This is a genomic window from Aulosira sp. FACHB-615 (assembly GCF_014698045.1).
Classification (GTDB): Bacteria; Cyanobacteriota; Cyanobacteriia; order Cyanobacteriales; family Nostocaceae; genus Nostoc_B.
This window is the reverse complement of sequence record NZ_JACJSE010000001.1, coordinates 254745-274415: the sequence shown is the minus strand read 5'-3', so window position 1 is coordinate 274415 and position 19671 is coordinate 254745. Positions and strand designations below refer to the sequence as shown.

12 protein-coding genes are annotated in these 19671 nt (G+C 41.7%); 6 read left to right on the top strand and 6 right to left on the bottom strand.

Annotated features, from left to right (window positions below; all coding sequences use genetic code 11):
- Window positions 1-136 precede the first annotated feature (136 nt).
- Together H6G77_RS01120 and H6G77_RS01115 are read right to left on the bottom strand one after the other, a co-directional pair.
- Window positions 137-1582 carry an FAD-binding domain-containing protein gene (locus H6G77_RS01120; protein ID WP_190587891.1) on the bottom strand — a complete coding sequence of 482 codons (1446 nt, stop codon included), beginning with the start codon at window positions 1580-1582 and terminating at the stop codon, window positions 137-139.
- Between the two features lie 272 nt (window positions 1583-1854).
- A complete protein-coding gene (locus H6G77_RS01115) occupies window positions 1855-2187 on the bottom strand; it encodes an antibiotic biosynthesis monooxygenase (protein ID WP_190587890.1) in 333 nt (110 codons plus the stop codon).
- Between the two features lie 882 nt (window positions 2188-3069).
- Here H6G77_RS01115 and H6G77_RS01110 point away from each other — a divergent pair.
- From H6G77_RS01110 to H6G77_RS01095, 4 genes are all read left to right on the top strand, one after another.
- The gene (locus H6G77_RS01110) at window positions 3070-6135 is read left to right on the top strand and encodes a PAS domain S-box protein (protein WP_190870606.1); all 3066 of its coding nucleotides are present in this window, start codon (window positions 3070-3072) and stop codon (window positions 6133-6135) included.
- A 42-nt stretch (window positions 6136-6177) separates the two neighbouring features.
- Window positions 6178-6642: a CYTH domain-containing protein gene (locus H6G77_RS01105; RefSeq protein WP_190870605.1), complete on the top strand. Its 465-nt coding sequence runs from the start codon at window positions 6178-6180 to the stop codon at window positions 6640-6642.
- Window positions 6643-7013: 371 nt separating this feature from the next.
- The gene (gene smc / locus H6G77_RS01100; RefSeq protein ID WP_190870604.1) at window positions 7014-10646 is read left to right on the top strand and encodes a chromosome segregation protein SMC; all 3633 of its coding nucleotides are present in this window, start codon (window positions 7014-7016) and stop codon (window positions 10644-10646) included.
- 58 nt (window positions 10647-10704) lie between these two features.
- Window positions 10705-11685 carry a PRC-barrel domain-containing protein gene (locus H6G77_RS01095; protein ID WP_190587886.1) on the top strand — a complete coding sequence of 327 codons (981 nt, stop codon included), beginning with the start codon at window positions 10705-10707 and terminating at the stop codon, window positions 11683-11685.
- A 38-nt stretch (window positions 11686-11723) separates the two neighbouring features.
- Here H6G77_RS01095 and H6G77_RS01090 read toward each other — a convergent pair whose 3' ends face one another.
- Window positions 11724-11936 (bottom strand): hypothetical protein, encoded by a 213-nt coding sequence (locus tag H6G77_RS01090; protein ID WP_190870603.1) that lies wholly within the window; start codon window positions 11934-11936, stop codon window positions 11724-11726.
- Between the two features lie 231 nt (window positions 11937-12167).
- Window positions 12168-13127, bottom strand: coding sequence for a glycosyltransferase family 9 protein (locus tag H6G77_RS01085; RefSeq protein WP_190870602.1), 960 nt, complete (start codon window positions 13125-13127; stop codon window positions 12168-12170).
- A 256-nt stretch (window positions 13128-13383) separates the two neighbouring features.
- On the opposite strand from H6G77_RS01085, the gene metK reads away from it, so the two are divergent.
- Both metK and H6G77_RS01075 read left to right on the top strand, forming a co-directional pair.
- Window positions 13384-14646, top strand: a complete 1263-nt coding sequence (gene metK, locus H6G77_RS01080) for a methionine adenosyltransferase (protein WP_190587883.1) — start codon at window positions 13384-13386, stop codon at window positions 14644-14646.
- A gap of 652 nt (window positions 14647-15298) precedes the next feature.
- Entirely contained in the window at window positions 15299-17023 is a 1725-nt protein-coding gene (locus tag H6G77_RS01075) for an ATP-binding protein (protein ID WP_190870601.1), read from the top strand.
- Between the two features lie 23 nt (window positions 17024-17046).
- On the opposite strand, the gene H6G77_RS01070 is transcribed toward H6G77_RS01075, so the two are convergent.
- Window positions 17047-17559 carry an outer membrane beta-barrel protein gene (locus tag H6G77_RS01070; RefSeq protein WP_190587879.1) on the bottom strand — a complete coding sequence of 171 codons (513 nt, stop codon included), beginning with the start codon at window positions 17557-17559 and terminating at the stop codon, window positions 17047-17049.
- A 136-nt stretch (window positions 17560-17695) separates the two neighbouring features.
- On the bottom strand, window positions 17696-19300 hold the full coding sequence (gene murJ / locus H6G77_RS01065; protein ID WP_190870600.1) for a murein biosynthesis integral membrane protein MurJ: 1605 nt from the start codon (window positions 19298-19300) through the stop codon (window positions 17696-17698).
- Between the last annotated feature and the right edge of the window lie 371 nt (window positions 19301-19671).

Genomic DNA, 19671 nt, shown 5'->3' with positions numbered 1-19671 from the left:
TTCCCCGACTTGAGCAAACTTTTCAAGACAGATTTTGGATTGGGTAAGGGTTAATCGGTAAGCTTTTGAGTCATCCATCTGTCGCAATCATGTTTTAATTTGGTATAAATTCGGAAATCAAGCCGGATTTCTATAGCTACTGAAAAACCATTATTTCTTTCTGCTGTTGATAAAGCTGCTTAAATTTCTGTTGCTGCTGTTTATGATCAACTATGGGTTCAGGGTAGCCGACAGCGCGACGTTCTAGTGGTGTAATTTTACCAGTTACCAGATATTCACTATCTATAGAACGCAATTCTGGCAACCATTGGCGAATATATTCAGCATCAGGGTCAAATTTTTGTGCTTGACTGGCGGGATTAAAAATCCGCACAGGTTTAGGGTCCATCCCACTAGAAGCACTCCATTGCCAACCACCATTATTTGCTGACAAATCTCCGTCAATTAGCTTTTGCATAAAGTATTTTTCGCCTAATTGCGGATTAATCAGCAAGTCTTTGGTCAGGAAACTCGCCACAATCATTCTGCAACGGTTGTGCATCCAGCCACTTTCATTTAATTGGCGCATCGCTGCATCTACTATGGGGTAGCCTGTTTTACCTTCGCACCAAGCTTGAAAGCGTGTATCGTTAATTTCCCAAGGAAAGTTTTTAAAGACATCGCGGTAAGCACCTCCAGCTAATTCGGGAAAATGATACATAGCGTGCTGATAAAATTCTCGCCACGCCAGTTCTTGTTGCCAAGTGCGGATACTAGCTGTTGTTTCTTCACTGCGGCTATTTTCTTGTGCTGCGATTGTGGCTTGCCAAACAGTGCGAATCCCAATTACGCCAAATTTCAAAGCGGCGCTGAGTTGAGATGTACCGTCTGTGGCGGGGAAGTTGCGCTGTTCTTGGTATTCGGTAATGGCTTTATAGGTAAATTCGGCTAATCTATCTTGGGCTGCTGCTTCACCGGGTGGCAGAATTAAATCACCATCCCAGACAAATCCTAAATCTTTGGCAGTGGGTAATGGAATTGCACCTATATTTTGAGCAATTTCTTGTTCGGCTGGTGTTAGTCCTTCAGCAGTTTCGATGGTTTCTGCTGGTGCTGCTTTGGGTTTACTACTCCAGTTTTTCCAAAAGGGGGTGTAAACAGTGTAAGGCGAATTGTTCCCTGTGCGAATTTCAGTTGGTGTGTGCAGGATTTGATCCCAATTTTCGTTGAGGAATTGAATGCCTTTTTCTGTGAGTGCATCAATTATATTGCGATCGCGTATTTGCGAATATGGTTCTACATCCCAGTTCCAAAACACAGCTTTGGCCTGCAAAGCTACCGCTAAAGCTGGAATTGCTTGTATAGGATCACTATGGAGAATCAAAAGTTGGCTACCAATTTGGGCATACTGCTTTTGTAATGCTTGCAAGCAGCCAATCATATACTCTACCCTGACAGGCGCAACATCATCGCGTTCAAGAATATTAGGATCAAGACAAAATACACCCACTACTTTCTGGCTTTGCTTTTTGGCCGCAGCTAGTCCAGTATTATCCCCAATGCGTAAATCCCGGCGATGCCAAAACAGAATCAATTCAGACATTCTATACCTATTGCAGTTCACTTGTACTATGCTAAATCCTAGCAGCAACGAGACCAAGACTTACGCACAAAGATTATCTGTAGAGATTGGGTTTACGGGTGCAAGGGTTTGGGCCTGGATTTCTCACAAGAGAGAAATCCAGGGGTGTGGGAGGTGTGGGAGGTGTGGGAAGGGTGGGAGGATGGTAAAGAAATCTTTCCCCCCATACTCCCCACACTCCCCACACCTTTTTTCTCTCACCCTTTAGGGTGTAAGGGGGATAGAACTTTACTTCAGACTTCTTCCTTCTCTTTAGGGGTGATTTCACAAACTAGTTCGTAAACTACTGTTTTTGGCGGTTCAGCAAATAAAGGCATCATCTGTTTCAAAATGTCTTGATAAACCTCACTGTGATTCGCTTCCATATCTTCTACACTTTCCCAAAAAATTATCGATATACCTTTGTCTGTTCCTGGTTCTTGTAACAGATAGGCTCCTTTGAAACCTTGTGTATAAGTTAATACGGCTTCTTCATAAAGTTTTTTGGCAGCTTCAAATTTACCTGGCTTGAATTCGCCCATTACAACATGAGTAAATTTATGTCTGAGAAAATCTTGAAAATCCATAAAAATTTTTACCTTATTTTCAGTTTTTTTACAGTTAGAGTTGTGATTTAGTTTACAACTTAGCTGTTGTTTGATTTTTTTATCTGAAGAACTAAAATATCACCATCGAACGCCATGATGGCAAACATAAGTAAAATTTAAACTTTACTTGATTTAACTTAAATTACTCAATCAGCATCTCAAGCTACAAGCAGATAGTGGCCAAAAATATCGTATTAATTCCGCTAATCTGACTTTTGACTTGCCATTTTGGCAATTTAATTCCCAAAACATATCAAAATGGCTAGATTTTTTATTCAGCAATAAGTCAAAAACTTAATATAGGACTCATATTTGATTTATGAAAAAAATTAGTACACCCAGATCAGCCGTCTTTCCTACTCCCTACTCCCTGCTTACACAACTAGATTCAGGAATCAAACCTTATTCCTATATATCCTATAGATTTATTACATAGGATAATGTGTAGCTTTTAGAACTTAATTACTGAAGTTTTCGTCGACAAATTTTTTGAAACTCTTTGTAGTGATAAGCTTGGTTATTTAATAGCAGGAATAAAAAGCTACATTTATTAGCCATCAAAGCATTTTTAACCCCAGAATTAATCAGATTTATTTTTTGAATCAATAGATCCTCTCATGGGCATTTGACAATAAAATGAGTTTGAACACACAAAATCGGATAAATAGTCTAGCACTGAATATCCATTGACTCTGTAAGCGAGATTTAGACTGCCTTTAAGAAAAAAATGCCATTTTGCAGTTAATTCTGCACAATACGCTATTAAATTTTAATCAATGATATTTAACACTGACTTGCTATAGATTACATTCTCTAACTTGCTTTCAGGTTAAGAACATACATTTAATAAACAAATTAACCATGCGACTACAAGATCAGCTAATTAATTTGCCGACTTTAGATTATCTGATTAATTTTTCTCCTTTAATGATTAGTCCTGATAGTTATCTAGTCGATGCTATTATCTTGATGAGTCAGAAGCTAACTCAAAATCAGTCGCTGACTGGCTTAAATAGATATTTACAGCCTGATATTTGGACTCAACAAGAAAATAGCTGCATCTTGGTCGTAGAATGTGGATATTTATTAGGAATAATTACCACCAAAGATGTAGTAAATATAATTGCATCGGGAGTAGATATTACTAAAACCAAGGTGTCTGAGGTGATGGTGACAGCCTTGATTACTCTCAAAGAAAGTTATGCAACAGATATATTCACAGCTTGGTCACTATTGCGACACTATCAAATTAGTTATTTGCCAATTGTAGATACCCAAGGGCAATTAAAGGGAATTACGACTGCTAGTGTTTTAATCCAAGCTTTTAACCGTGACACAATACTAGGTATCAAAACAGCTTTACAGCAACCACAAAATAATTATCGCCAAATTAGTTGCGTAAGTTGTTCTACTCACCATCATCACCCACAGGGAATTAAATATAAATCGCCGACATTTACCCCAATTCAGCAAGAATTTCAACCAACTCGTAAAAAACTTCAGATGGTAGAAGAAAAACTGCACCACACTCAAAATGAGTTAGAAAAACTCGTGGCAGAAAACAAGCGGTTGCAGCAGGAAATCTCGGAATACCAAAAAGCTGAAGCAGCTTGGCAAAATCACGATAGGCTTGATTCCGAACGAAAAGATGCAGCATTTCAGGCTAGTGAGGCAAAATTTCAGCATTTTGCTGAAAATATCCAAGCTTTTATTTGGTGCCAAGACCCCCAAACCAGGCAATTTTTGTATATTAATCCAGCTTATGAAAAAATCTGGGGTCGTTCTCGCCAGAGTTTGCAAGAACAGCCTCTATCATGGATGGATGCGGTACATCCAGATGATCGCGATCGCGTTGATCAAGTGGTAACGCAACATTTGGCTGGAGAAGCAACCGAAATCGAATATCGCATTTTACGTCCTGATGGTTTGATGCGTTGGGTATGGGATCGCACCTTTGCAATGCGGGATCAACAAGGAAATATTTGTTATTACGCGGGAATTGTTGAAGATATCACTGAACGCAAGCATACAGAAGAATCATTGCGTGAGAGTGAAGCCAGACTCAGTTTAGCTTTAGAAGCAGCACACATGGGTATTTGGGAATGGAAGATTCCGACGAATGAAACCCTTTGGTCTGCCAATATGGGGTCACTTTATGGTTTACATAATGGGACATTGTGTCCAACAACAACAGATTTTTTGGAGTTAGTGCATACAGAAGATCGGCAAACTTTTACTCAGGCTGTGACTGCTACTCTTCAACAAGGTGTGAAATTTATTGTGGAATATCGGACTGTTTGGCCTGATGGTAGTATTCACTGGCTCAATTCTACTGGTCAACTGTACTACGACGAAAACAACCAACCCAGCCGATTGACGGGAACAACCACAGATATCGGCAAACGCAAACAAGCTGAACAGCAAATTCAAGAACAAGCCGCTTTACTAGATATTGTCACCAATGCCATCGTCGTGCGAGATTTGCAAAATCAGATTCTTTTTTGGAATCAAGGTGCGGAACGTATGTATGGTTGGCAAGCCCAAGAAGCAATTAACCAAAACGCCGATGAACTTTTATTTCAACAACCTTCAGGCACAATTCCCATTGCCATAGAACAAGTACTTAATACTGGTACTTGGCAAGGCGAATTACATAAAGTTACCAAATCTGGCAAAGAAATTATTGTCGAAAGTCGCTGGACACTGATGCACGATAGTGCAGGACAACCCAAATCTATTTTGATTGTTGATACAGATATTACCCAAAGAAAACAATTAGAAGAACAGTTTTTTCGTACCCAAAGATTAGAAAGCCTGGGGAATCTAGCTGGTGGAATTGCCCATGACTTGAACAATATTTTAACCCCGATTTTGGCAGCATCTCAACTATTAAAATTGAAATTTAACCCAGACACCGAGCGTTATTATCAGTTAATGACAATTATTGAAAATAATGCCAAACGTGGTGCAGATTTGGTGAAACAAGTATTATCTTTTGCGCGGGGATTTAAAGGCGATCGCACGATTATTTCCATTAAGCACTTAGTTTCGGAAATGCTGTTGATTGTCAAACAAACATTTCCCAAATCCATTGAATTTGCCATCACGATTCCTGAAAATTTGTCGGCTGTATCTGGAGATATTACCCAGCTACATCAAGTGCTAATGAATTTAGTTGTTAATGCCCGTGATGCCATGCCAGATGGCGGTAAAATCGAAATTTCTGCTGAAAACAGATTGATTGATCAAGCCTATGCCCAAATGAATTTGGATGCTCAAGCCGGAAATTATATCGAGTTAACCATAGCTGATAATGGTATGGGAATGCCGCCAGAAGTATTAAATAGAATGTTCGAGCCATTTTTTACCACCAAAGAAATTGGTATAGGCACAGGATTAGGTCTTTCGACAGTGCTAGGGATTATTAAAAGTCATGGTGGTTTTCTGAATGTTTCTAGCAAAGTTGGCAAAGGAACTAAATTTCAATTGTTTTTACCAGCAGTCGAAGGCTGTCAAGGAACAAGAAGCGAAAATTTAGCAGCACCTTTAGGCGCAGGCGAATTAATTTTAGTGGTTGATGATGAAGCAAAAATTCTAGAAATTGCTACCATCGTCTTAGAAAACTACAATTATCAAATTTTGACTGCGAGTAACGGTATTGAAGCGATCGCACTTTATGCCCAACACAAGCACCAAATCAAAGCTGTACTGATGGATATGATTATGCCCGAAATGGACGGACTAACAGCAATTCTCACTTTGAAAAAAATGAATCCGCAAGTCAAAATCATTGCTTGCAGTGGCTTTAATCCCCATGAAGGCTTGAGCGAAGTTGTCAATGCTAATGTACAACTAGTTTTGCCAAAACCTTTTACGGCACAAGACTTATTGAACAGTTTACAGCATATCTTGAGAGACAAAAATTAGATTTTTTAGATATTACCAGTACCCCTTACTCAATTAATCATCATGGCTAAAGAAATAGAACGGAAATTTTTAGTGAAGGGAGATGCCTGGAAAAATCTAGGTAAAGGTAGTGTGTATCGACAAGGATATATTGCTACTAAAAACTCAGTTACAGTCAGAGTAAGGATTGCTAACAACCGGGGTTATTTAACCATTAAAAGTCCGAGTGTGAATTGTTCTCGCTCTGAATTTGAATATGAAATTCCCCTAACAGACGCAGAAGAAATGTTAGATACATTATGCGATCGCCCGTTAATTGAAAAAGTACGGTACAAAGTAGAATTAAACGGGTTAATCTGGGAAATTGATGAGTTTGATGGTGATAATAAAGGATTAATCTTAGCAGAAGTTGAATTAACTGATGAACAACAACAAATCGAAATCCCAGAATGGATTGGTGCAGAAGTTTCTACTGATGGGCGGTATTTCAACAGTAATTTAGCTAAATTTCCCTTTTCAAAATGGTAAAAAACTGATCCTAAGATTCCTCACAAGACTTGAGAAATAACAAAACTCAACACTTAGAATTTTCAAAACAATACTATTTTTCTTAAAGTTCGTTAAAATTACTTTTGATATTTTAGTCATAGCTCCCCTCCTCCGCGCGACGAACACTTTGCTCAAGTCGGGAAACCCGCCCACGCAAATGTCTTCGACAGACACTTTGCTCAAGTCGGGAGACCCGCCCACGCAAGTGTCTTCCTCTGTGCCTTGGCGGTAGCCTACGGCAAGCCGCTTGCGCGTCTACGATAATTTATTCATACAACCTATTGCTAAATTTTCATTAATTGATACACTTGTTCTTCATTAGCCATTAGCCCAGTGAACCAGCGCCCACTATGGTGTACGTCAAGCGCGTGGAACTTACCAACTTCAAATCCTTCGGCGGTACTACTTCAGTCCCTTTGCTGCCGGGGTTTACTGTCATATCTGGGCCGAATGGTTCCGGTAAGTCGAATATTTTGGATGCGCTGTTGTTTTGTTTGGGACTCGCCAGTTCTAAGGGGATGCGGGCCGATCGCCTGCCGGATTTGGTAAATAATACTCAAACGGCTAAAGGACGTGCATCTGTGGAAGCTAGTGTCACGGTGACGTTTGATTTGACGGGGGAGGATATCTCACGCAGAGACGCAGAGGCGCAGAGTGAGGAATTAGAGGGAGAAATTGAGAATTCTGACTCAGCACTCAGCACTCAGCACTCAGCACTCAATGGTGAATGGAGTGTAACTAGACGGTTGCGGGTGACTCATCAAGGAACTTACACGTCAAATTACTATATCAATGGTGCGGCTTGTACGCTGACGGAGTTGCATGAGGAGTTGGAGAGTCTGCGGATTTATCCTGAAGGCTATAACGTGGTGTTGCAAGGGGACGTGACTAGCATTATCTCGATGAATGCGCGGGAGAGGCGGGAAATTATTGATGAGTTGGCGGGGGTGGCGGCGTTCGATCGCAAAATTCACCAAGCTAAGGGTACCTTAGATGAGGTGAAGGAGAAGGAAGATAGTTGTCGGATTATTGAGACGGAGTTAACTGCACAGCGCGATCGCCTTTCTCAAGATAGGGCGAAGGCGGAAAAATATCAAAAGTTGCGGACGGAATATTTACACAAGCAATCTTGGGAAGCGGTGTTATCGTGGCGTTCGCTGCAAGCACAGCAAGAAAAGTTAGCGACGGAAATTCAAAATGGCGATCGCTCTCATCATGATTTAACACTACAATTAGAAACTTTAAATGTCGGCATTACCCAAAAAACGGCTGAATTAGAAAAGCTTAATGCTCATGTCAAAGCTTTGGGTGAGGAAGAATTATTAGCAGTACAGTCTAGCCTTGCTACTCAAGAAGCGGAACGTAAGCAACTCCAGCGTCAGCAAACAGAATTAGAAACAACTTCCCAAGAAACGGCTAAACGCTTGGTGCAAACTCAGCAGGAAATCCACCAGCAGCAGCAAGCTTTGGGAGAAATTGCCGAAACCCAAAATGTCGAACGGCAATCGATTGTATATTTTCAACAGCAACGGGATGAGGCGGAACAAGCACTGCAAAAATCCCGCGAAGCCGCCGCCGAAATTGCCACCGCCTCGGAAGCTTGGGTACAGCAACAAACTGCACTGAACCGCCAAATTGAAACTGTGTTGCAAACTCTGGAACCGCAACGCACAGAGCAAGCACAATTAAGAGAACGCAATAGTCAGCTACAAGAACTCATTAACGAACAAACTGAGTTAATTGCTACTTTAGAACCACAATTGGCAGAAAAGCAAGCTGAATGTGTGCGAGTTGAGACAGAATTTAACGCCTCTAGTGAACCCATCCAAAATTTAGCCCAAAATCTGGCGGCGACAGAACAGGAATTACAAATTCAGCAAGATACGCAAAAGCGGCTTTCTAATGAACAACGGGAAAAACAACGCCAGTTAGATAAAATTGAGGCGCAAACCCAAGCACAACAAGAAGTCCAAGGAACGCAAGCTAGTAAGGTAATTATCCAATCGGGGATGCCTGGGGTTTGTGGTTTGGTGGTACATTTGGGACGGGTGGAACCCCGTTTTCAGTTGGCGTTGGAAATTGCGGCGGGTGCGCGGCTGGGACATATCGTAGTTGATGATGATGGGATAGCTGCGGCTGGGATTGAATTACTCAAGCAGAAACGCGCCGGGAGAGCGACATTTTTACCCTTAAATAAAATACAAGCTCCCAGAATTACTCAAGATGCGACGCTACGATTAGCAAACGGCTTTGTCAGTTATGCTGTGAATTTGGTTGAATGCGATCGCCGTTATAAAGATGTGTTTAACTATGTTTTTGGTAACACAGTCGTCTTCGCCAGCTTAGAACAGGCGCGGAAAAACCTCGGTTTATATCGCATCGTCACCTTAGATGGGGAATTATTAGAAACCAGTGGCGCAATGACTGGTGGTAGTACAAATCAGCGTTCAGCATTGCGCTTCGGTACAGGGGAAGCGGCGGAATCAGATGAAGCCATTGCGTTGAAAAGTCGCTTGACAGATATAGAACGGATTTTAGATCGTTGTATTGATGCGATCGCTTCTTTATCCAGCAAAACCAAACAACTCACCCAAGAACTCACCGAAGCCCGTCAAGCACGCCGCGAACAGCAATTGCAATTAGAACAGTTGCAAAAAGATATTAAAGCTTTGACGACGCAATTAGAAGGGACGCGATCGCAACTTGCCCAAAATACCGAAAAATTCTCCGCCGCCCAATCTCGCCTAGAAATTTTGGATAAAGATTTACCAGGGCAAGAAGCGCAATTACAACAACTGCGTCATGTTTTAGCAGAATTAGAAGCATCTCAAACGCCTAGTGAATGGCAGCAAATTCAAGCCGTAATTAAAACCCAAGAGCAACAATTACAACAACGGGAATCCGCATTACGGGAAGCGGAACAACGGCTGAAAAACTTGGAAAATCAGCAACAGCGTTTACAAGAACGCATCCAAGAAGCTGAACAAAAAATTGCTCAGTATCATCAAGAACAAGAAGTTTCTCAGCAGAAAATCCAAACCCTCAGCACCCAGCACGCAGCACTCAGCACTCAAATCACCGAAACTCGCGCCAAACTCAGCGAAATGGAAAAAAGTTTGGGTGAAGAAAAGGTAAAACGTGACGCAATTGAACAAGAAGTGCGATCGCATTTACTCCGTCAGCAACAATTAGAATGGGAACTCGAAAAACTCCAAGAAACCCAGCAAAAGCGGCGGGAAGAACTAGAAGCGTTGCAAAATCAATTGCGAGAACTACTTCCAGAATTACCCAGCCCTTTACCAGAAGTACCAGAACAGGTAGATTTAGAAGAATTGCAGAAAGAATTGCGATCGCTTGCCAAACGCCTGCAAGCAATGGAACCTGTAAATATGCTGGCGTTAGAAGAATACGAACGCACCCAAAACCGCCTGCAAGAACTCACAGAAAAATTACAAACATTAGAAGCCGAACGCACCGAATTATTATTAAGAATTGAAAACTTTACCACCTTGCGACAACGCGCCTTTAAAGAAGCCTTTGACGCGGTAAACGAAAACTTCCAATCAATTTTCGCCACCCTCTCAGAAGGCGACGGCTACCTGCAACTCGATAATCCTGAAGATCCCTTTAACAGTGGTTTAAACTTAGTCGCCCACCCCAAAGGTAAACCCGTACAAAGATTAGCTTCCATGTCTGGGGGAGAAAAATCCCTCACCGCCTTAAGCTTTATTTTCGCCCTGCAACGCTATCGTCCATCACCTTTTTATGCCTTTGATGAAGTAGATATGTTTTTAGACGGGGCAAACGTAGAACGATTAGCTAGAATGATCAAACAACAAGCACAACTGGCACAATTCATAGTTGTGAGTTTGCGTCGTCCGATGATAGAATCAGCCGAACGCACCATTGGCGTTACTCAAGCACGAGGCGCTTACACCCAAGTTTTGGGAATTAAGTTAACATCCTCGAATACATCTGCTTGAATCTTTGTTAATAATAGTGTATAGATAAACCGGATTCGAGATCAGGACTCGGTATAGAATGACCTCTGAACAGATAATTAGGCGTTCCGACTTATTAAATACTCAGGTGATTACCCGCGACAACGCCAAGCGGCTAGGGATTGTGAATCAAATCTGGGTTGATATCGATCAAAGGGAGGTTGTGGCTCTTGGTTTACGAGACAGCCTGATCTCTATCTCTGGACTGCCACGCTATATGTACCTTAGTAGTATCAACCAAATTGGTGATGCCATCCTGGTTGATAACGAAGATGTCATCGAAGATATTGAAATTGAAGCTTTCAGTAATCTGATTAACTGGGAAGTAATTACAGAAACAGGTGAAGTCTTAGGTAGAGTGCGGGGCTTTAAGTTTGATGGTATATCAGGGAAGCTGCACTCAATAATTATTGCTTCTTTGGGAGTACCGCAAATTCCCGACCAATTTCTCAGCACCTACGAAATTTCCATCGACGAAGTTGTTAGCACAGGCCCCAGTAGATTAATTGTGTTTGAAGGAGCCGAAGAACGTACAACGCAATTAACAGTAGGCGTTTTAGAACGTTTAGGTATCGGCAAACCACCTTGGGAACGTGATGCAGAAGAAGAATATGGTTATTCTGCACCACGCACAGTTGCACCTGCAAATCAGCTACCTAGCGGCACACCATTACAGCCACCCAAGCCAAAAGTCCGCGCCCCCGAACCCGTAGCGCGGGAAGAAGAATGGAACGAAGACTACGTAGAAGAAGAAAGACCACGCCGCGAAGTCATGCGAGCGCGACAATATGAGTCTATCCGCTACGAAGAAGACGACGAAGAAGATAACTGGAGTGAAGCCACAGGCGGCGACAGATATCAACAACCACCCAAGTACGAAACCAAAGCTTACACCGACGATTACGATGATTATGACGACGATGTAGAAAGCGATGCTTGGGAAGATGCACCAAAACCCGTGAACATTCCCAAAAAAGTCAAAGAAAGGCAGCCAGAATACGAAGAAGAAGGCGGATATTAATTTCCAACCCCTCCTAAGTTATCAGGAGGGGTTAATTTTTATGGTGTGTTGTCATTTGTCGTAGAAGGCAGTGGTTCGGCTACTTCGGCTGCGCTCAGTACAAGTTCGCTCACCAACCAGGTAGGAGGCAGTGGTTCGGCTACTTCGGCTGCGCTCATTACAAGTTCGCTCACCAACCAGGCAGGAGAAAAAGTCTTAATCTTCCTGGCATTCAAGCTCTGCTCGGCTTCTCGCAGAGTAGCTACTGCCATACAAAGACGCTATAACTCAACAAAAAACGAAAAAATGATTTTGGAGGGGGTTTGGGGGACGCAACCGTCACCCAATCGGGGGTGTGGGGGAGAATCCCCCAAATCTTAATCATTGTCTGATAGGTAGAGCAGAAATTGAGAAATAAACTTTCATTACCTTAACTGAACAGTATTAATTTATTACTTTTGTAGAGACGTTGTATACAACGTCTCTACATAATTGGTATAAAATTAGCCGCCCCAGATTTTTTCAGAAACTGTTGTGGGTGAAATATCTGCTACTTTCCCAGAGGGGGATTTAATAGCAAGGAATTTTTCACTTTTTGGTAACAGTTTACCTGGGTCTGAAGAGCCGAACAGACCAATGGTATAAGTCTGAACCGCAACACTCAACTGTAATGGCGCACTTTCGGTAGACAGCATCAGGTTGGCACCGGCAATCATAGCTGTCAACTTACCTGTATTATCAGGAGATGTGACTTTGATTTCTGGACAGGATTCGCGGAGCGATCGCACAAACTGTTCATCATCAGCACCTTGAATCACAACTACAGACATATCTGGCTGTTTTTGTTGAAATTCTTGAATAATTGGCTGCCAATGCTCAACCGGATAGATTTTCTCAGCACCTTTCCCCCGTGAGCCTGCATCAACCCCTCCATAAATCAAGACGTAGCCTGTGTCATTTACGCCTAGACGTTTTTGCTCATTTTGTGACCAGTCGATGTCGGGTATCGGGACATTTACTGCTAACTCTGGCACGGGTGTGGCTATACCCAATGGTTTTAGCAACTCGTGATACGCCGCCGCTACATACTGAGATGGATTAAACGGCACAGTATGAGTCAGAAACACGGCTCCTTTGCCTTGAAAGCCAATCCGCAGGGGAATCCCTGTTAGCCAGAGCATTAGTCCGACTAACCAGCTTTGCCCAAAAGCAATGGCGACATCATACTCGCGATCGCGTATTGTGCCTACCAAGTTACCCCAATCTGCTAGACTGTTACGATCTTTATAATCAAAGGTCAGTACCTCGTGAACAGACTTGCTCACTCGATAGGCAGCCTTTGACTGGGGTTCCGTAACGACATCTATCTGAGCGTTGGGATAATAACGCTTCAGACTATCTAAAGTCGGAAAGAAGAGAATTTGGTCGCCAATTCCGCCAGGTACAAGGGCTACTACTCGCATAATAATTATTGACGCTTACTCGCTCCTTATTTTAGGGGAATATAGGGATGAAAGATTAGGGAGTGTACCGGGCTGACTTTACTAAATATTTAATTATTAATTCCTTTACAAATACACAAATTTGATTATCTCTTTTTAAAAATATAAAAATACACTCACTACGGAATGTGTCAAGATTGATATGATTCTAGAAATAATTAGCTGAACTAAATAAAGTATTTAGTCAGTGATTATACTACCACAGGAGGAAATCTCTTTGTCTAGACGCTATTTATTTACCTCCGAGTCAGTAACTGAAGGCCATCCAGATAAAATCTGCGATCAAATTTCAGATACGATTCTTGATACCTTACTGGCACAAGACCCCAGCAGTCGCGTAGCTGCGGAAGTAGTAGTTAATACGGGCTTAGTGTTAATTACTGGTGAAATCACCACCAAAGCTAATGTCAACTATGTGCATCTAGCTCGCAAAAAAATTGCTGAAATTGGCTATGTTGATGCAGATAACGGCTTTTCTGCTAACAGCACCAGCGTGATTGTAGCATTGGATGAACAATCACCTGACATTGCCCAAGGTGTAAATGTTGCCCATGAAACCCGCCAACAGGATAGTGAGGAACTATTCGATACCACTGGGGCAGGCGACCAAGGTATCATGTTTGGCTTTGCTTGTAACGAAACTCCAGAACTGATGCCCTTACCCATCAGTTTGGCACACCGCATTGCCCGCCGACTGGCAGCAGTCCGCAAAACAGGCGAATTATCATACCTGCGTCCCGACGGTAAAACTCAAGTAACCGTAGTCTACGAAGATGGTAAACCCGTAGGCATTGACACTATCCTGATTTCCACACAGCACACAGCTACAATTGGGGAAATCACTGATGAAGCCGCAGTGCAAGCTAAAATCAAGCAAGACCTCTGGACAGCAGTGGTTGAGCCTGTTTTTAGTGATATTACTATCAAGCCTGATCAAGAAACTCGCTTTTTAGTCAATCCCACGGGTAAATTTGTGATTGGTGGGCCGCAAGGTGACTCTGGTTTAACAGGCAGAAAAATCATTGTTGATACCTACGGTGGCTATTCCCGTCATGGCGGTGGCGCTTTCTCTGGCAAAGACCCCACAAAAGTAGACCGTTCTGCGGCTTATGCAGCGCGTTATGTAGCCAAAAACATTGTAGCTGCTGGCTTGGCAGAAAAATGCGAAGTGCAGTTGAGTTATGCGATCGGTGTAGCTAGACCAGTTAGTATTCTCCTAGAAACCTTTGGAACTGGCAAAGTAGATGATGAAATTTTGTTGGAATTAGTCAAACAAAACTTTGAACTACGTCCAGCAGGAATTATTCATAGCTTCAACTTACGTAACTTACCAAGTGAAAGAGGCGGACGTTTTTATCAGGACATCGCGGCTTACGGTCACTTGGGACGGAATGATTTAGACTTGCCTTGGGAACAAACCGACAAGGCCGAGTTGTTGAAGCAAGCAGTTACTCAGTTGCGCTCAACTGCGATCGCCTAGTAATCTGAGGACTTATGCACAAAGATTTTCTGTAAAGACTGGGTACAGGGGTGCAGGGTACAAATACACCCTTTCACTCCCATACCCCTCCACCCAGTCTCCATAGACTATTCCTTTACGTAAGCCTGATATATAAATTCCTCTGTCTTCCTATTGCTTGAGTAGCAAGGCAGAGGTTTTTTAGTATCCAGGCTATCCAAATTCCAAAATTATTTGAGAATCCTTTCCAGAATTATTTGAGAATCCTACTGATCGATGTTAAGATGCGAGATGAATTAATCTGTCTGGCATTTAAGTATTTCCATCGTACAAGACAAGATTAAAAATAAGTACAGTGTATCTAGTAGTTAAAATATCCCTGATATTAACTAGGTTTCAAAAACCCTAACCCTAAAGATAAAATTTCAGCATAAGCTTTACTATAAAAACGTATTGATTATATGTAAACACGGGATTTTATCGTTTTTCAGTGTTTTTGTATACATTCATATCAAAATCACCTAAATACAATGAAGTCATGGCAATTATTTAAAGAATAATTATTTACGCTGCTTCTTACAAAAAATTGTGTAGGTGTTAATCACCAGTTAATTTAATTTTAAAGATGGAATTGATGTGGCGATTTTTGCGGAAGGGCGAGGAGATTTGAGGTATGCAAACTCACAAGCCTAACCCAATTGATAGTAATTCAGAAAGCAAAAAAATGCCAGCCAAAGATTCATCAAGCGAAGAACTGCCCACAATCGAATTTCCCTCCAGTGGGAAACTCAAAGCTAGTTCTTGGCGGATACATCAAAAAATTGGCTATGGCTACTTTGTAGCTATTGGTATTGGTTTTTTTGGCTCACTTACTGGTCTGGTAATTGCCAACTACTACCGAGGAAGAGAAATTAGGCAGTTTAATCAAGCTCAAGAACAACGCCAACTACTAACTAACTATAAAAATGCCGTAGTCGGGGCGCAATTACATAGTTCTAATTTAGTCGCAGTATTAGAAGATTCTCAACAACTGCTCACTAAAAAAACAGAATTTTTAAGGAATGTTAATAGAGCTGAAGATTTAGAGCGAAAAATTGACAATTTTATCGAAAAAAAGCCAATGCAATTAGCAGCGACCAGTGCTAATTTACAGGCTTTATTGGAAGATTATACGATTAATTTAAAATCATACGTAGACCAAATAGAAGCGGTCTTAAAAAAAACAGAGAAACAGCCGCTACAACCCCAAAAAATTGTTATAGTCCGAGAGCAGTTGTTAAAAATTATGCGTGGTGAAACAGCCATGCAATTAGAGAGTCTTTCGGAAAAATTAACGAATATTCTACAAACTGCCGAAAATCAAGAACAAGATAGACAGATAGATGTAGAACAGGCAAAAAGGGTTGAAAGATTAATTGTGATGGTGAGTATGTTGGTGTCGGTAGCGATCGCAGCTATTATCGCATGGCGCACCAGTCGAGCGATCGCCGAACCAGTGATTACAGTGACTCAAGTCGCCGAACAAGTAGCCCGCAAATCTAACTTTGATTTACGCGCCCCCGTCACCACCGAAGATGAAATTGGCTTATTAGCAAAATCATTAAATCGTTTGATTGAGCGAGTTTCAGAACGCACAAAACAACTAGAACAAGCAAAAGAACTAGCTGAAGCCGCCAGCACAGCTAAAAGTGTCTTTTTAGCTAACGTCAGCCACGAATTACGTACACCCTTAAATGCAGTCATTGGACTCAGCCAATTACTGCAAGATGACGCTACCGATTTAAACTTATCGGGAGACTTTATTACCGATTTAGAAACAATCAATTCCGCAGGTAGACACTTATTAGAATTGATTAACGACATCCTCGACTTATCCAAAATTGAAGCGGGGAAAATGACTCTTTATCCAGAGACATTTGAAATTGCCAATCTGGTTAATAATCTGGTATTGACTATTAAGCCTTCCATTGAAAAAAATGGCAACATTTTAGAAGTAGACTACGACGAACAGCTAGGTACAATGTATGCCGATCAGACAAGAATGCGACAAGTACTTTTAAACTTGTTAAGCAATGCGTCTAAATTTACGACTAACGGCAAAGTCACCCTCACTGTTAAAAGTGAAAAACCCAACTTATTATCAGACTCTCCCTTCGGCATAATTTCGTTTATTGTTGCTGATACAGGTATTGGAATGACACATCATCAACAGCAACAGTTATTTCAACCTTTTATTCAAGGGGATAATTCCACCACTAAGAAATATGGTGGTACTGGACTAGGTTTAGCTATCAGTCGTCATTTTTGTCAGATGATGGGTGGTGAAATTTCGGTGAAAAGTCAGCCAGGAGTAGGTTCAACCTTTACAGTACGCCTACCTCTGACTGTCAAGGAATGATACAGTATCAGACTTCAGACTTCCTAAAAACGATAGCCTAATCCTGCTTGGAAGCTAACAGCATCAGCATCACTGTTTCGATAAGCGTCAATGCCCCATTTAGCATCACCATAGGCAATAACGTTTTTGCTAACTTCCGATTCTAAACCCAAGGTGACAACAGGTGCGTTGCGATTACCTAATGGGGTGTTGTGACCTTCATTAGCCAAAAATGAATAACCACCACCTACATAAACGTTAGTATTTTTGGCGATCGCAGCATCGTAAGTCAAAATCGGCATAAAGGCAGTTGTATCACCACCAAATAACACGCTTCCTCGCAGTGATACAGGTGCATTAGGTATGGCATAACGTCCTTGGACATTACCACCAAATTGAGCATCATCATTTCTTTGTCCACCACTAGTAGCCCCTGCTGCAACACCAGCACCAATGTAACTACCGTTAGTACCAGCAGTTTGAGCAGCAGCAATTCCAGCTGAGAGGACAATAGAAGCAACTACAAGGGTAGAAGTAGTTAAAGTTCTGAGTTTCATAAGTTTCTCTCCACTAGAGTTGAGTGCAGTACTCTCTACTACTATGGTCGCTTTTTTAACTCTTTTTACCCTCCTACACTCAGGTAGCCGAGTGGGTGAAAAATCCTTCACCCAGTTGGGTGAACAAGAACCAGAGTTATTTTTTGAAGAAACGCTGGCGCATCTTAATCACCAAACTATTAACTTCGGGGATGTTCATAAGTGAAGCGATCGCACCAAACACAACTAAACCCACTAAACCAGCAATTGATAATTCTATTAACTGAATTATTAAACCTGTTGTACCTAACAACTGCTGTAAACCAAACAAAGTCCCATAGCTGACAAACCCAGTCACCACACTCCCACCGAATAAACCAAAAATCGGCACACTCCACTCACGCCAAGGTAAACCATTTAACTTGCGGTCTAGCAACCATAACAGCATTAACATTGAACTGCAATTCACACCCACAGTTGCTAACACCAAACCCGGTGCGCCAAAGGGTTGTACAAAAAAATAATCCAATACAATGTTTAGCAAAATGTTAAAAGTGCTGATGCGAAAAGGTGTTTGTCCATCACCCAAAGCGTAAAATACCCGCACCAACACATCCCGCCCCAAGTAAACAAACATGCCGATTCCATAAGCAACTAATAACGAAGAAACTAACTTTGTAGCATCTTGTTTAAAAGCACCACGCTCATATACTATCTGCACAATTGGTACAGACAACACCACCATCAAAGCGCCTAGGGGTAGCATAGTGCAGGCAGTCAGTAATAAACCTTGGCGAATGCGTAATTTTAAATCTGGCCAATTTTCTGGTTCTGCTAGTTTGGCGAAAATTGGCAATAAAGGTAACAAAATAATATTAGAAATAATTCCTAAAGGTGTTTGCACTAGCAAATTCGCATAGTTAAACCCAGCCGCCGCCCCAGGAATCGGACTAGCAAAATAAAGATCAGTAGCCACATTAATCGGCATCATTCCCGAAGAAATGGTTGCTGGAGTCATAATTTTAATGACTTCTTTAACACCAGGGGCTTGAAAATCAAACCGCAACCGCAGTGTTCCTAGTCCCAACCGCCACTGCACAATTAGTTGCACCACCCACTGAAGAATTGCACCTGCTAAGGTTCCCCAAGCTAACACCATCCCGCCGATAAAGGCATATTCTGGCAGAGTAATGTTTTTACCCAGTTGCAAGGCCAAAATCCCAATGCCCACAACTACGGTAACGCTTGATAATAAGGGACTAATCGAAAGCAACCAATATTGATTAGCCGCATTTAGGGTACCGAAGCCGATGCCAATTAATCCTGAAAATAAAGCCATCGGTGCCATGATTTGCAGTTGTTGGATAGCGATCGCTCTTGTGGTTGTATCCAAACCATGACCGACAATATCAACAATTGTATCTGCTAAAAAAACCTGGGCAAACGTTACTAATAACAGAATGCCCCCCACTAATGTTGTCACTGTTTCCACCATTGGCGCTGCTTCTTCTTTTTTGCGCTTGGCTAAAACACTCACAATCGCACTGTGCAACGGCCCATTCACCCCACCCAGTAATATCAATAAAAAACCAGGAATAATATAGGCATAGCTATAAGCAGTAGCAGCTGCACCAACACCAAAAGCAGCTGCTACTGCTTGCTGTCGGATCAAACCAAATACTTTACTAATTAATGTGGCTGCGGCAACAATGCCAGCAATCCCAGCGAAAGAACGAGATGATTTTTGTTCTTGATTAGTCACGAATAATACCTGACAACTCTTGCAGAGTGCATATCTGACAATATTTAACCTGAAATCTTGCCATCTGTCAGGTCAATTTTTAGAGAAACCCGCAGTTTAAATCAAACCATTTACATATAGCAATCCTAAATGATGTACAAACATCTCTCTACCTTGTCTTCCTTGTCCTTTTGTCTATTTCTCAACTAGGACTGCTATGGCCATGAATCAAAAAGGTTTCCTTCTCTGACTTTGACACGCTCATAAGTTCTTCTGCATATAAGTTAAATTTTTCTACCCTTCCCCTCACAAAATCCAGGATTTTTCTAATTGTCACTCATTTAAATAAATTGCTTTCCCCAATATTTAGCTAAATTCTCAACTTGGCACAT

Excerpts from the sequence above, each read along its gene's own strand:
- H6G77_RS01120 (WP_190587891.1), bottom strand. The coding sequence starts at position 1,582 with ATGTCTGAATTGATTCTGTTTTGGCATCGCCGGGATTTACGCATTGGG.
- H6G77_RS01115 (WP_190587890.1), bottom strand. The coding sequence starts at position 2,187 with ATGGATTTTCAAGATTTTCTCAGACATAAATTTACTCATGTTGTAATG.
- H6G77_RS01110 (WP_190870606.1), top strand. The coding sequence starts at position 3,070 with ATGCGACTACAAGATCAGCTAATTAATTTGCCGACTTTAGATTATCTG.
- H6G77_RS01105 (WP_190870605.1), top strand. The coding sequence starts at position 6,178 with ATGGCTAAAGAAATAGAACGGAAATTTTTAGTGAAGGGAGATGCCTGG.
- smc (WP_190870604.1), top strand. The coding sequence starts at position 7,014 with ATGGTGTACGTCAAGCGCGTGGAACTTACCAACTTCAAATCCTTCGGC.
- H6G77_RS01095 (WP_190587886.1), top strand. The coding sequence starts at position 10,705 with ATGACCTCTGAACAGATAATTAGGCGTTCCGACTTATTAAATACTCAG.
- H6G77_RS01090 (WP_190870603.1), bottom strand. The coding sequence starts at position 11,936 with ATGGCAGTAGCTACTCTGCGAGAAGCCGAGCAGAGCTTGAATGCCAGG.
- H6G77_RS01085 (WP_190870602.1), bottom strand. The coding sequence starts at position 13,127 with ATGCGAGTAGTAGCCCTTGTACCTGGCGGAATTGGCGACCAAATTCTC.
- H6G77_RS01075 (WP_190870601.1), top strand. The coding sequence starts at position 15,299 with ATGCAAACTCACAAGCCTAACCCAATTGATAGTAATTCAGAAAGCAAA.
- H6G77_RS01070 (WP_190587879.1), bottom strand. The coding sequence starts at position 17,559 with ATGAAACTCAGAACTTTAACTACTTCTACCCTTGTAGTTGCTTCTATT.